The sequence below is a fragment of the Ruminococcus sp. 1001136sp1 genome (assembly GCF_039841815.1).
GTDB lineage: Bacteria > Bacillota > Clostridia > Lachnospirales > Lachnospiraceae > Blautia_A > Blautia_A faecis.
The window spans coordinates 1-13,649 of the sequence record NZ_JBDPGY010000027.1 but is presented as its reverse complement, the minus strand read 5'-3'; the positions used below and the strand labels follow the sequence as shown (position 1 = coordinate 13,649).

The following is a 13,649-nucleotide window of genomic DNA, read 5'->3' as shown; positions in this document are numbered from 1 at the left end:
AAATTGAAAGAAGGATATTCGAACTGGAGAAAACTGGATAACGCGGCCCTTGCTTTTCCTCTGGTAACTGGCAAAAATGATACCAGAGTATTTCGTTTTTACTGTGAACTAAAGGAAAATGTAAAACCGGAGCTTCTCCAGGCCGCTCTTGAAAAAACCATGGAAAAATATCCTCTGTTTCAGATGGTTCTCCGAAAAGGATTATTCTGGTTCTACCTGGAACACAGGGATATTCGTCCAATTGTAAAGGAAGAGAAGAAGCCTCCATGCAGCAGGCTGTATATTCCGGACAAAAAGAATCTTCTTTTCCAGGTCAGCTATTATGAAAAAAGAATCAATTTTGAAGTTTTCCATGCACTGACAGATGGTACCGGGGCAATGCATTTTCTCCAGGAACTGGTAAGCAATTATCTGAAAAAGGCTCACCCGGAAAAGGATCTGCCTTCTCTTCCAGTCACGGATATGAGCACCCCCGGTGATCAGGAGGAGGATAGCTTTTCCCAGTATTATTCCTCGGATATTCCCGGAAATTCTGAGAAAAAACCTCGCGCTGTCAGACTTCCGGGAGAACGGCTGCTTCATGAGGATATGCATATTACAGAGATTGTACTTCCGGTAAAAGAGCTTCATGCAAAAGCAAAAGAATACGGTGTCTCCATAACCATTCTGATCACAGCCATGTTTCTTTGTTCCATCCATGAGGAAATTCCCAAGAGCAGGCAAAATCGCCCCATTGCCCTTATGGTTCCTGTAAATCTGCGGAATTATTTTCCCTCACAGTCTATGGCAAATTTTTTTGGCTGGATAGAAGTGGGACATGATTTTTCCCAAACTTCTGATTTTACAGAAATTCTGGCTCACGTGAAAGAGCAGTTTGCCGCAGAACTGGTAGAAGAGAAAATTGCCAGACATATGAATAGCTATGTCCGTCTGGAGAAAAATCCGGTCATCCGTGCAGTTCCCCTGGAAATAAAGAAATATTTCCTTATGCTGGGAGCAAACCTAAGCTCTAGAAGCATTACGGCTGTTTATTCCAATATTGGAATTCTTCGTTTTCCAAAGGAGTATAACCAGTACATTGACCGTTTCGGAATTTTCGCAAGTACCAACTCCATGCAGCTTTGTTCCTGTTCTTACGAAAACGAAATGGTTCTTGGAGTTACCTCCAAGCTTCCCAAGGATAATATTCAGCGAAATTTTCTGAACATGCTGAAAAAAGAAGAAATTCCTTATACAGAAAAAACCAATAATTTCCCCGGCTGTTCCCTGAAAGAGAAAAAGGAGGCGCAGAGAATCGTGCAGGTTTTCAATTTTGTCTGCATTGCAGCTGCAATTCTCTGCGGCATGATCAATTACCTTACACGGGAAAAATTGGACTGGTTCTGGTTCGCCGCAGCTGGCTGTCTTTGCGGATGGCTGATCGTAGCGGTTGCTTATGCCAAACGGAGGAATATCTTAAAAAACGAGATCATACAGTTGATCCTGGTAACTGTTATCGCGGTTCTGTGGGACAAATATACCGGATGGCATGGCTGGTCTCTGGATTTTGTCCTTCCATTTGGCGCTCTTGCAGTGCTTGGCTCTATACCTGTGATCGTAAAAGTACAAAAGCTGGAAAAAGAAGAGTATCTGTTTTACCTTGTTCAGGCTGCTTTTGCTGGTCTGGTACCGCTGATCCTTATGTTTTTTCACCAGATCCGTTTCCCATACCCATCTGTGGTATGCACAGGAATCAGTCTGCTGGTATTTGCAGGAATGTTTATTTTTAACAGCAATGATACTATCCGGGAGTTTCATAAAAAACTTAGAATGTAATAAAATGGACACAGATTGCAAGGACTTCTTTGCTGAAATTTCGCTAAAGCAGTCCTTGCGATCTGTGTCCGTCTGTTATGTCTGATACCCTAAAGCGTATTTGATAAATCATTCCCGCAATCTGCACGCCCCACTTTGCGGGAGTTTTTGCAGAAAGCCCTTTTCAAACACGCTCTGGCAGTTAATATAATTAAATTTCTACAAGAATTCCCTTCTCTTTATCATACTTACAATATTTGCCATTTCCGGAAATAAATGGCTGATAAGTATTCGTACGTGTATCTTTCACATATACAATTCCTGTGGCGATCATTTCTACCAATGAGAAACGTTTACTCAGGCTTGAGATCCAGGAGTAGGTTTTATTACTGTCAGAATCAGCAGCAACCAGACTGTATCCCTCTTCACACGGTTTCAGAGAGAAGTAAATTTTTTCCGGCTTAGAAGTCTCTTTAAATACCTGGCTTGCTATATAAGTAGAAAAATTCTTCTCCACAAACTGCTGGAAAGAGTATAAGGTATAAACCTCTCCGCTGACTTCGTCTGTAATCCGGTCTCCGCGCTGCAGACGCGCCTTGATCAGAGACAAAGTCTCAATGGTCCAGTTGATAAAGGAAATGCTGCTGTAGGTCATGCTCTCCAGAAGCTGGTCGATCAGTTTCTTTGTGAGAACATTTGATTTCGTTGCTTCGTTAAACAATTCTTCATTCATAATCCGCACCCTCCATAACATATATATGTTAATTGATAATCTTAATTATAAGATCTTATTTTGTTAAAATCAATAATTTCTCCCTCGTTTTTGTATTATTTGTTATTTGTTATTTGTTATTGCTGTTATTTTATATATATTGTTTGCCTTTAACACAAAACCATGTTATCATCATAAGAGTTGGAGTTTATAAAAAGCAAAAACAAATTTTACGAATTTGGAAGGAAAAATTTATGGAAAAACATCATCATGAACGAAGTACTTTTTCCGGTAAACTGGGATTTGTACTGTCTGCTGCCGGAGCTTCCGTCGGACTGGGAAATATATGGCGATTTCCTTACCTTGCGGCAAAATACGGCGGTGGAATATTTTTACTGATTTACATTATTCTGGCACTTACTTTTGGCTACTCCATGATTGTCGCCGAAACCGCCCTTGGCCGAATGACAAGAAAAAGTCCGGTAGGTGCTTTTGGAAAATTTGGCAAGTCTAAATGGCTGTCCTTTGGTGGCTGGATCAATGCCATCATTCCAGTCCTGATCGTGCCATACTATTCCGTTATCGGCGGATGGGTTATCAAATATCTGATCGAATATATAAAAGGTAACAGCCAGAAGCTGGCAGAAGACGGATATTTTTCTGAGTTTATTTCGAATGGTACCTCCACAGAGGTCTGTTTCCTTATTTTTGCATTTTTAACAGTTGCAATCATTTATGCAGGAGTCCGAAACGGAGTAGAGCGCGTTTCCAAATTTATGATGCCGGTTCTGGTATTTTTATCTGTGCTTATTACTGTTTACTCTGTTACAAGACCAGGTGCCCTTGCAGGAGTGAAATATTTCCTGGTACCAAATATTGAGAATTTCTCCTGGATGACAGTGGTAGCCGCCATGGGTCAGATGTTTTATTCCCTGTCTATTGCCATGGGAATTCTGGTAACCTTTGGCTCTTATATGAAAAAGGACGTATCTATCGAAGGTTCCACCAAGAATGTAGAAGTGTTTGACACTGCAATTGCCATTATGGCAGGTCTGATGATCATTCCGGCTGTGTTTGCATTCTCCGGTGGAGATCCGGATACTTTACAGGCAGGACCGGCGCTTATGTTCATCACCATTCCCAAGGTATTTGCCAGTATGGGGTTGGGAACTCCCATTGGAATTCTGTTCTTTGTACTGGTGCTGTGCGCAGCTCTTACCAGCTCTATTGCCCTGACGGAGAGCGCTGTATCTACCTTCCAGGACGAACTGAGATGGCACAGAAAGAAAGCAACCGTTATTGTTGGTGTGATCATGATTCTTCTTGGAACTCTTTCTTCCCTTGGATATGGACCGCTTGGCTTTGTAAAAATCATTGGAATGCAGTTTCTGGATTTCTTTGATTTCCTCACCAATTCTATAATGATGCCAATTGCCGCACTTGCAACCTGTCTTTTAATTTCCAGAAAAGTGGGAGTGGAAAAGATTGAGGAGGAAGTAGTAGCTGAAGGCGGAACTTTCCGCAGGAAAAAGATTTTTAACTTTATGATCAAATACCTCTGCCCGATATTTGCAGCAATTATCCTGCTTAGCTCTGTAGCAAATGCATTTGGACTGATTTCCATGTAAATAATTTGTAACTGTTCTGTACTTCTCAGTTACCACTTCGCGAAATAATACCTGCTGAATAAATACTATAATTTTTTAATCGCCCCACCCATCTCAGGTGGGGCGATTGTATAAGGACTGCCTCCATATCTACAAAGCTTTAAAGTCTGCCACATTTCCATCAATAACGCACACAACTTTTCCCTATATCTGCTTTTTACAATATGGTTACATTTATCACTACCAAAACATGTATAATAGAACCAGTACATCAAATAAGGACTATTTTTCAGAGTATACAAGAAAGGACCCGAAATGAAAGCCAGAATACTTGTAATAGAAGATGAACCAGCAATCAATAACTTACTTTGCATGAACCTGGAAGTCACCGGCTACCAGACCGTAAGCTACCTGGACGGCAATGACGCCAGCGAAGGAATTGCCTGGGATCATGAGTTCCAGTGCGCCCTTGTAGATATTATGCTCCCTGGAAAAGATGGATATACCCTTTTACCAGAACTGAATCACTACGGCATTCCCGTCATTTTTCTCACCGCCAGAGCCGACATCGCAAGCAAAGTAAAAGGCCTTAAAGAAGGTGCCGAAGACTATATTGTAAAGCCCTTCGAGATGCTGGAAGTGATGGTCCGCCTGGAGAAAGTACTGGAACGTCATGGAAATTTACAGGAGCAGATACAGATTAACAATATTACCATAGACACCATAAGCCATACCGTTACCAGAAATGGAGAGGAAATTTACCTGAAACCAATGGAATACAACTGCCTTATGATGTTCGTCCGCAATCCCAATAAAGCTCTTACAAGAGAGCAGCTTCTGGCCGGTCTCTGGGGCGTAGAATTCGAAGGAGAAACAAGAACAGTAGATGCACATGTGGGACGTATCCGCAAGAAGCTGGGCTGGCAGAACAGGATCAAAACCATTCCCCGCATTGGATACCGACTGGAGGTGGAATTTTGAAGCTTTTTACAAAAATCTTTTTACAGGTGGCCTGCATGATCCTGATTTTATCCTCCGCTGTTTTTTTCTATACTTCATATCGCTGGAAGAATCAGAGTATTCAGTATATCAATAACTATGAATATACCAAATTTCAGAATAATCTTTTACAATTTGAGGAGAAATTAAGACTTACAAACAGTCAGTCCGCTAATTCCGATGAGAAAGTCCGAAACCGAATTCTTATCTACGCTTTCCGACAGATTTTCCATGACAGTGCTGTTCTATATCAGAATGATGAAGAACTTTACAACGGTACCGCCTATGACTTCGATGTTCAGGGAATCCAGGAACAACTGGGAGAAGTGGAATTACACGGAAAATGGTATGACGCGGATACTTATATCTGTGATCCCCTTATCAGCAAAGCCGACGGTAAAACACTGTTGCTTTTTTTTTATTCCTCCACAGAGTCAACTACAAATCTGAATTATCAGATTGTCACTTATAAAGACGTTTCTGATGTTCTGGAGAGTAACAGGATCCTTTTTTATCAGGCGGGTATGTTGACGCTGGTTCTTCTTCTGTTAACCGGAACAATTCTTTTTTTCAGCCTGCGGAAAATTATGGCACCCCTTACAAAATTAAGGGAAGCTGCGGTTTCTGTATCTGAAGGCAACTATGATATACAAGTTCCTGCGGAAGGAGATACGGAACTGGCGCAGGTTGGCAAAAGCTTTAATCAGATGTCCTCCAAGGTTAAAGAACAGATTGAATGCCTTTCCACTGTAAACCATACACAACGACAGTTAATGGGAAGTCTTGCCCATGAGCTGAAAACACCTATGACCTCTATCCTGGGATATGCAGATACCCTTCTCACAGTGCGCCTGCAAAGACAGCAGCAGGAGAGAGCTCTCTCCTATATTTCCAGTGAATGCCGCAGGCTGTCCCGACTTTCGGTAAAAATGCTGGAACTTACCGGATTATATGAAACTGGGGAGGCACGTTTTGCCCCAACAGAAAATTCAGTGAAATCTTTTCTGGAGGATTCCAGACAGCTTAACCTCTGCCGTCTGAAAGAGAAGAATATCTGTCTGGAACTTCAGTGTGAACCTGCTGATCTGAAGAAAAACTTTGACAAAGATCTTATGTTAAGTCTGGTAAACAATTTTATTGACAACGCAGTAAAAGCCTCCGCGGACAATTCCAGACTCATACTGGAAGCGACGGCTGAGAAACTGATGGTCCAGGATTTTGGCAAAGGAATCCCAGCTGAAGACCTTGATAAAGTGACAGAGGCATTTTATATGGTTGACAAATCCCGTTCCCGGGCGAATGGAAGTGTGGGTCTGGGACTTGCACTTTGTAAAAAAATCGCGGATATACATGGATTTCAAATGAAAATTGAAAGTGAAATAGGAAAGGGAACCTGTGTATTCATTGAATGGTAAAGAAATTCTTGCCAGATTACAATTCAGTTACAATTTACGGAAGATTTGGTGTAATTCCAAGTACTATAATCTATATCAGAACATGACCAGTGATTACTATGAGCAATATCAAACACCCGTTCCCCTAAATCTCCGGTTATGTTCAAACATCGAAAGGGAGACTTCAAACAAATGAGAAAGAATATAGAAAGAATAATCGGACTTACTCTCTGCATGGGAATGTTAGCGGGATGTGCACAGACACCAGAATCTTCCCTTGTAAGGCAGAAGGGAAATAAAGCACTGGATTCTTACAAAGAAGCGGATGACAAGGATGTCAATATGGCAGGAAATGCCTCCTCCGCTGATCAGACAACTGCTTCTGAAAGTACTGGTACAAGTGATACTGCTGCCTCCACTGACGTTCACCCGGATAATGCCTCAGCTGCCAGAACCACTATCCGCGACCTGATCAATGCGCCTGAGACTTACAAAAGTCAAGTAACAGACGACACATCCAAGCTTGTGGTAAATACGGATGCGGCAGTAGAAATACCAGATGTGGAAAAGATATCTGCAATTTCTGTTACACCAGCTGCAGTCACACAGGATCTTCTTGATGGTATCACAGATGCCTTTTTCTCAAATGCGAAGATTTACACTGCAGACAGCTATTATGTACAGACAAAGGATGAGATCAAGAAAAAAATCGACGAATTAAAAGAAGATGTTGCCAACGGAAATCTGGATCCTAATAATTGGGGAACCGATGATAATGGCAATCTCATATATGATATTTACGATGACATTGATTATTGGGAAAACCAGTATGAATCTGCACCTGAGACTAGAAATCTGGTAGAAGGAAGACCTGCCGTGGGAGTACAGACATACAGCAATACTGGTGAAGTTATGGAAGACAATGCTTTTACCGGTATCGCCCAGTTAGATGACGGCTCCCAATATTCTTATCGTACCTCTTCCTGGGGAGCCTATTCTTTGGAAGTAAGAATCCAGAAGATAGCCCAAAAAGACGGTAAAGAAATCCCTTCTGACGCTGTCTGGTCCGATTATTCCAGCAGCAGTCCATATGAAAAACCTACCGAAAAATCTATTGGAATTTCGTTGGATGACGCGAAGAAATTAGCCCAGGAAAAAGCAGATGCCATGGGCCTTGACGATTTAAACCAATGCGGATGGGATTATGCGATTCAGAGATCCATTGGAACAGATGATAACTCCAGTTATCTCGGAAGTGGTTATGTTATCTACTACAGCCGTACCATAAATGGAACTCCGCTTACCTATACCATGGATGCAGGTGGAGCGCTTGAAGACATGGACAGTACTATGGAAACCTGGGCTTACGAAAACCTTTATTTTTATGTAAATGCAGACGGAATCGACAGCATGACTTATTGCAATCCATACACCATCGGAGAAACTAAGACTGAGAATTTAAGCCTGCTTCCATTCAGCGAGATCATGAATATCTACGAAAAAATGATGATCGTCACCAACGCGGACAACCTTACCTATGAAAATTCCAGGGTATTCAATATTGACCGTATCGTTCTTGGCTATGCCAGAATTTATGAGCCATCCACAGATGCCCATACCGGTCTTCTGGTTCCTGTCTGGGATTTCTTCGGATCCCGCAAGATTGACTCCGAATATGATGGCGAAACCTACTCAGATACGACAGATTGGCCTACCTGGAGCTTTCTTACCATCAATGCAGTAGACGGAAGTATTATAGACCGTAGTCTGGGATACTGATATGAAGCAGACACTTGGAATTGTACGCTACAATTTCTTCGGCTTTTTCCGTAATCCCAAAGTGATTTTTACCCTCTTTCTGGAATTTGTGCTCAGTTTTCTGCTTACAGGAAGAATCATGGTTGTTATGGATAACTACAATACGCCTGTACAGGCAATTGAACCTTTCCTGTGGACCTTCGGGGATGGAACAGCAGTGCTTCTAAGTTCCATGCTTTTGCTTTTGCTGTTCTCCGACCTGCCGAAAATGACACCAGTCACTCCTTATCAGCTGATCCGTACCACCAAGAAGAAATGGCTCTTAGGCCAGTTTGTCTATATTACATTCGTAACGATTTTATATACATGTTTTACGCTTTTGTTTACTTCTGTGCTGTGCATGAAGGACAGCTATCCAGGCAATCTGTGGAGTGACACAGCAGCACTGCTTAGACAGTATCGATTCAAATAAAAATTCTACTGAATACAGCAGTTCCGTTTCCAGCAGTAGTTTCACGGCTATGGACAATCCCGGGAATAATATTTCACCAGTGTCCTGTCTTCCCTGTAAAGTTGCTGCAATACTCCCCGGAGAAGATAATCAGATCTATATCCCGCTCTCCCAGGCAAGAATTCTGTGCAGCGAATCTGGCACTGCGCTGACTGTAACAAAGGTGTTGCTAAAGATAAAGGGAAAGACCAATCTTGAAAACGCTAAACAGCATTTTGAATAACAAAGATACTTCCTTTTCAGGTGTAAATAAATATCTGCTTATGTTATACTATTGTACAAGACCAATAAAAAGGAGCACTCTATAATGAACAGACAGGAACTACTTAACCAAATTGAGCATTATACCCCGTTCAATGAACAAGAAGAGACGGATAAGCAGCTTATTCTGAACTGGATCAGAAATAATACCAATGCTTTTTCCAGAGAAAACACGGTAGCACATATGACTGCTTCTGCCTGGGTGGTAAATCAGGATAAAAGCAAAATTCTCATGGTCTATCACAATATTTATAATTCCTGGTCCTGGCTGGGAGGGCATGCGGACGGAGAAACGGATTTACTTGCAGTTGCCCTTCGGGAAGTGAAAGAGGAAGCGGGGATTTCCCATGTCTGTCCTGTATCTGAGGAGATTTTTTCTTTGGAATCCCTTACAGTAGATGGACATGTGAAAAAGGGCAAATATGTGTCCAGCCATTTACATCTGAATGTAACATATCTGCTGGAAGCAGATTTTGAGGAAGCTGTCTCCATAAAAGCCGACGAGAACAGCGGTGTCGCCTGGTTTTCCCCGGAAGAAGCGCTGAAGAAATCTACAGAACCATGGTTTGTAGAACATGTATACTCCAAGCTGATTGAGAAAATGTAATGAAAGAAGCCAACAATTGTAATACTTATATGATACAAAGAAAGAGAAGAGAATATGAGTGAGAAAATTGTAGTTTGCCTTGAAAAAGGTGGCGCAAGAGATATGGCTGAAGCTTTTTCCAGGCGCACAAATACCCCAATCTCTGAAAAGCCGGGAGAGCACCTGACGGTGCTTTTTAATTCCAAAGGTGTTTCTTTAACCGGATATGGTCTGGCTTATCAGGGAGATTTCGAAAATATGCTTCACCGGGTGACCAACGGAAGATTACAGCATGAAATGCTGGTACGGGCTTCCAAATCAGAAAAGCCAGGGCGCAAGGCGATAGATGCCACAGCAGGTATGGGAGAGGATGGATTTCTTCTGGCTGCCCAGGGGTATGAGGTAACTCTGTATGAGCAGAATCCAGTGATTGCTGTTCTTTTGAAGGATGCCCTGCGCCGGGCAAAGAAGCATCCCATATTGAAAGAGATCGCTGCCCGCATGAAACTGACAGAAGGCAACAGCGTGGAATTAATGCCCGCACTCCTGGATCCTGTAGACGTCATATACCTGGATCCCATGTTCCCCGCAAGACAAAAGTCCAGCCTGATCAACAAAAAACTGCAGCTCATCCAGAAGCTGGAGCCCCCATGCTCCCAAGAGACCGACCTTTTCGACGCCGCTATCAGCGCAGACCCGGATAAGATCATTGTAAAACGACCGCTGAAAAGTGATTTTCTGGCAGGAAGGAAGCCTTCTTATACGTTAAGCGGAAAAGCGATTCGATATGATTGTTATACGTTGTAGAGGAAATAAATTGGCAGAGCAGGCAGATGAATAAATGATATATGCATAGCAGCATTTTTATAATCCTTTTCGATTACTGTCAGAAGTGCTAGTGCAAATCAGAAGCAACTATGTATAATAAGAATAAAAAGGACAGTATTGCTTATAAGAAAGGAGAAAATGCTTATGAGAAATGGTAAAAAATCATTAAAAAAAGCCAGCGTACTGCTTACTACCTTCTTACTTGTAGTAATGTGTCTGGCAGTGGATACCACATCTGTAAGTGCCGCGAAGATCAAACTGAACAAAACAAAGCTTACCTTGACCCAGGGCAAGAAATACCGTTTAAAGGTAAAAGGCACAAAAAAGAAAGTGAAATGGTCCTCCACAAAGAAATCAGTGGCAACTGTCAATAAAAAGGGTGTCGTTACAGCAAAGAAAAAAGGAACTGCATATATTAAAGCTAAGGTTGGCAAAAAAACATACAAGTGTAAGGTTACTGTTAAGAGTAAAAAAGCACCTGCAAAGCCAGCACCTACAACACCTTCTGCTCCGGTAAATCCGCCGGCAGAGCCTACAGCAACACCTACCACAGCTCCATCAAAAACACCAGTACTAAGTGCAACATCTTTAAGCATGCGTAAAGGTGAATATTATCAGCTTAGCGTACAGGATCCTAAGCATCTGCCCGTATGGACCAGTTCAAACAAGAATATTGCAGAGGTAGACAGTCAGGGAAAGGTACATGCAATTAATGTTGGAACAACAGAAATCAAAGTAGATGCAGGGATTGTTCTTACATGCACAGTTACAGTTACCATGGAAACAAAGCCTCAGACTGAACCAGTTCTTTCGAAAGCAGTTATAAAAGGGCAGCGGTCAGTCAAGAATGAAGCTGGCGAATCTGTAGTGATTGAGATTCCTCTGAATACTTATACCTATACTTTCAGCACAATTCCAACAAACGTGGAAGAATTGAAGCAGTATAACATCAGCGGTGATGATGGAAGATATAAGGTGCTCGCTCTTTATGTCATGTCACTTCGGACCTGGAAACCGGAAAATCAGACAGATTGCGAAGAAATGATCGGATATTTATGCAATAAGCAGTTATCTGTTTATGAGAAGCAGAGATTAGCAGAGCAAATGAAAAAGAGTAAACAGTATCTCTATCTTGGAAATGCATTCTTAAATGGTGCAACTCCGGCGAATGACTACACACCTTCACAGCCTTATTCAATTACATTAACTCAGGATTCTGTAGTAGATGAAGATCAGATATACATTCCGGCAAATCCTTCCATACCATCTCCTGATCAGTATAGAGCCTTTATCTATTGCAAGGCTTCTGACAGTGGTAAATGGATCGATGTTTATAAATCATCTAAGGACGGAAACTGGTATATGTATAAATGGATGGATCTGATCACTTCAATAAAAGCCCCGGCTTCAAGTAATCCATTCTAAATATGTCTTCAGGTGATTCATTCTAATTACAAGAGGGCAGACATCAAAGACCTCGGTTTTTGGTGTCTGCCCAAGTGAAAATAGATATTCTACATTTTTAGGCTCTTGATACCATAATAGCAATCTAATTCCTACCATGCTAAAATACCCTCCATTTCCACTCCAGCCGTATTGAACATGACCATTAGCAAGCAGTCTTGCAATAATACTTGCATCACCCATTTTATATTCCTCCGTTCAGTATTTTATTGGACATAAACTGTGCTTTAACATATTCTTTTTAAATATAATATATTTTATATTGTATATTAAGTCATTTATCCCGTTTTTATGGTATTATAAGAAAACAAAGAACAGGATAGGAGGCGTTTGAAATGAATCATAATGATATAGTCAGACAGTCATTCAAAAAACAGGCTGAAAAATTTGTAGCATATCATATGTCAAAAGTGGAATATACAGACTATCTGATTCAGAAAATCGCAGCAACAGGAGAAGAACATGCATTAGAAGTAGCTGCCGGGACCTGTATTTGTGGCAGGGCTCTGGCTCCTTATGTAAAGGATATTACCTGTCTGGATATGACGGAAGAAATGCTGGCACAGGGAATCAGACTTGCCGAAGAAAGTCATATAGAAAATATTTACTTTCAAAGTGGTAATGCCGAAAAACTTCCATACGAACCCGAAACCTTTGACCTGGTGATCACAAGGCTTTCTTTCCATCATTTTGACAATCCTGAGAAACCTTTTGAAGAGATGAAACGTGTCTTGAAAAAAGGGGGAAAGATGGTGGTCTGGGATATGGAAGCTGCCGAGGAGCCTTTACGAGAAATTGATGATAAGATTGAAAATATGCGTGATCCTTCTCATACCAGAATCCTCAGCAGGGAAGAATTTGAAGAAATGTTCAAGAAAGATTTTGCACTGCAATGCGAAGAAACTACTCTGGTGCCGGTGAATCTAAAAAGTTGGATGGAACTGACTGATACTTCGGAAGATGTGCAAGAAGAGATAACAAATTTGATGAAAGCTGAATTGGAAGGCGGTAGAAAAACCGGTTTTTCACCATATAATAAAGATTCACAAATCATGTTTGATCATAGATGGCTATTACTAATTGGTGTAAAAAAATAATGGTAATAAAAATAAGCAGGAAACTCCTTTGAAGAGTTCCTGCTTTTCTTGAAATGTCCTAATATTTAGATAGGATTCGGGGGCATATTTATAAATGTAATTACAGCTCTAAAGAATCTTCTGCATCTATTCGGGTTTTGTTACACCAGACATCTGTACAAAATAAAGAAATCTCTGTGCAGATAAAAGCGACGTTGGAAAATAATAGTCAGATGTATAAACTGAAATTGCATACGCTGTGGTCACCTATGAAGAAAGACGTATGCATAGGAATTATCGGGTATTTTGACATTATAAAATAGAAAAATACAACAAATGTAGGATATGATGGAATTGCCGTTCATGTGTATATCTGGATGGAAGGAACAGACGCTGATTGCGTCAACGGAAAATCTGTTGAAGATGATTCGTCTACTTATGATGTGACAGTAAAACTTGCCGGAGTTGCAAGCGGAAATTAAATGTTCTTTTGAAAGGTCATGGCACGAACCATGGCTTTTCTTTTACCCCAACATCCCCATATTGGCAACTATCCCCACTCACCCCACTCTTTTTCAGTACATTAGGCGTTTGCGAAACGCCACAACACCACATAAATACGGCATTTTTTGTTACCTAAAAACAAATAACTCCTCACT

General features: G+C 41.3%; 12 protein-coding genes. 10 read left to right on the top strand and 2 right to left on the bottom strand.

Translation table 11 applies throughout. From position 1 onward, the window contains the following. Positions 1 to 3: 3 nt before the first annotated feature. Positions 4 to 1,815: a DUF6320 domain-containing protein gene (locus ABHC48_RS18080; protein WP_195700310.1), complete on the top strand. Its 1,812-nt coding sequence runs from the start codon at positions 4 to 6 to the stop codon at positions 1,813 to 1,815. Positions 1,816 to 2,005: 190 nt separating this feature from the next. Here the strand turns inward: ABHC48_RS18080 and ABHC48_RS18075 are convergent, their stop codons facing one another. Further along, positions 2,006 to 2,527 carry a hypothetical protein gene (locus ABHC48_RS18075; protein WP_118583489.1) on the bottom strand — a complete coding sequence of 174 codons (522 nt, stop codon included), beginning with the start codon at positions 2,525 to 2,527 and terminating at the stop codon, positions 2,006 to 2,008. Positions 2,528 to 2,760: 233 nt separating this feature from the next. On the opposite strand from ABHC48_RS18075, the gene ABHC48_RS18070 reads away from it, so the two are divergent. The 8 genes from ABHC48_RS18070 (at position 2,761) to ABHC48_RS18035 (ending at position 11,875) form a co-directional block, all read left to right on the top strand. Then, positions 2,761 to 4,134, top strand: coding sequence for a sodium-dependent transporter (locus ABHC48_RS18070; protein ID WP_195700311.1), 1,374 nt, complete (start codon positions 2,761 to 2,763; stop codon positions 4,132 to 4,134). Between the two features lie 294 nt (positions 4,135 to 4,428). Continuing rightward, positions 4,429 to 5,094, top strand: a complete 666-nt coding sequence (locus ABHC48_RS18065; protein ID WP_173716751.1) for a response regulator transcription factor — start codon at positions 4,429 to 4,431, stop codon at positions 5,092 to 5,094. Continuing rightward, positions 5,091 to 6,527: a HAMP domain-containing sensor histidine kinase gene (locus ABHC48_RS18060; protein WP_195700312.1), complete on the top strand. Its 1,437-nt coding sequence runs from the start codon at positions 5,091 to 5,093 to the stop codon at positions 6,525 to 6,527. The genes ABHC48_RS18065 and ABHC48_RS18060 overlap by 4 nt, the downstream gene beginning before the upstream one ends. Positions 6,528 to 6,698: 171 nt before the next feature. Further along, the gene (locus tag ABHC48_RS18055; protein ID WP_195700313.1) at positions 6,699 to 8,285 is read left to right on the top strand and encodes a DUF6034 family protein; all 1,587 of its coding nucleotides are present in this window, start codon (positions 6,699 to 6,701) and stop codon (positions 8,283 to 8,285) included. Position 8,286: 1 nt separating this feature from the next. Then, complete coding sequence (locus tag ABHC48_RS18050; RefSeq protein WP_243284593.1) at positions 8,287 to 8,736, top strand: hypothetical protein; 450 nt, start codon at positions 8,287 to 8,289, stop codon at positions 8,734 to 8,736. A 346-nt stretch (positions 8,737 to 9,082) separates the two neighbouring features. Beyond that, positions 9,083 to 9,643, top strand: a complete 561-nt coding sequence (locus ABHC48_RS18045) for an NUDIX hydrolase (protein ID WP_173716756.1) — start codon at positions 9,083 to 9,085, stop codon at positions 9,641 to 9,643. A 54-nt stretch (positions 9,644 to 9,697) separates the two neighbouring features. Continuing rightward, positions 9,698 to 10,429, top strand: coding sequence for a class I SAM-dependent methyltransferase (locus tag ABHC48_RS18040; protein WP_195700314.1), 732 nt, complete (start codon positions 9,698 to 9,700; stop codon positions 10,427 to 10,429). Between the two features lie 165 nt (positions 10,430 to 10,594). Then, a complete protein-coding gene (locus ABHC48_RS18035) occupies positions 10,595 to 11,875 on the top strand; it encodes an Ig-like domain-containing protein (RefSeq protein ID WP_195700315.1) in 1,281 nt (426 codons plus the stop codon). On the opposite strand, the gene ABHC48_RS18030 is transcribed toward ABHC48_RS18035, so the two are convergent. Then, the gene (locus ABHC48_RS18030) at positions 11,858 to 12,097 is read right to left on the bottom strand and encodes a hypothetical protein (RefSeq protein WP_195700318.1); all 240 of its coding nucleotides are present in this window, start codon (positions 12,095 to 12,097) and stop codon (positions 11,858 to 11,860) included. The two genes, ABHC48_RS18035 and ABHC48_RS18030, sit on opposite strands and share 18 nt — an antisense overlap. Before the next feature lie 152 nt (positions 12,098 to 12,249). Between ABHC48_RS18030 and ABHC48_RS18025 the strand changes: the two genes are divergently transcribed. Next, positions 12,250 to 13,011, top strand: a complete 762-nt coding sequence (locus tag ABHC48_RS18025; RefSeq protein WP_148463379.1) for a class I SAM-dependent methyltransferase — start codon at positions 12,250 to 12,252, stop codon at positions 13,009 to 13,011. Positions 13,012 to 13,649: the final 638 nt, after the last annotated feature.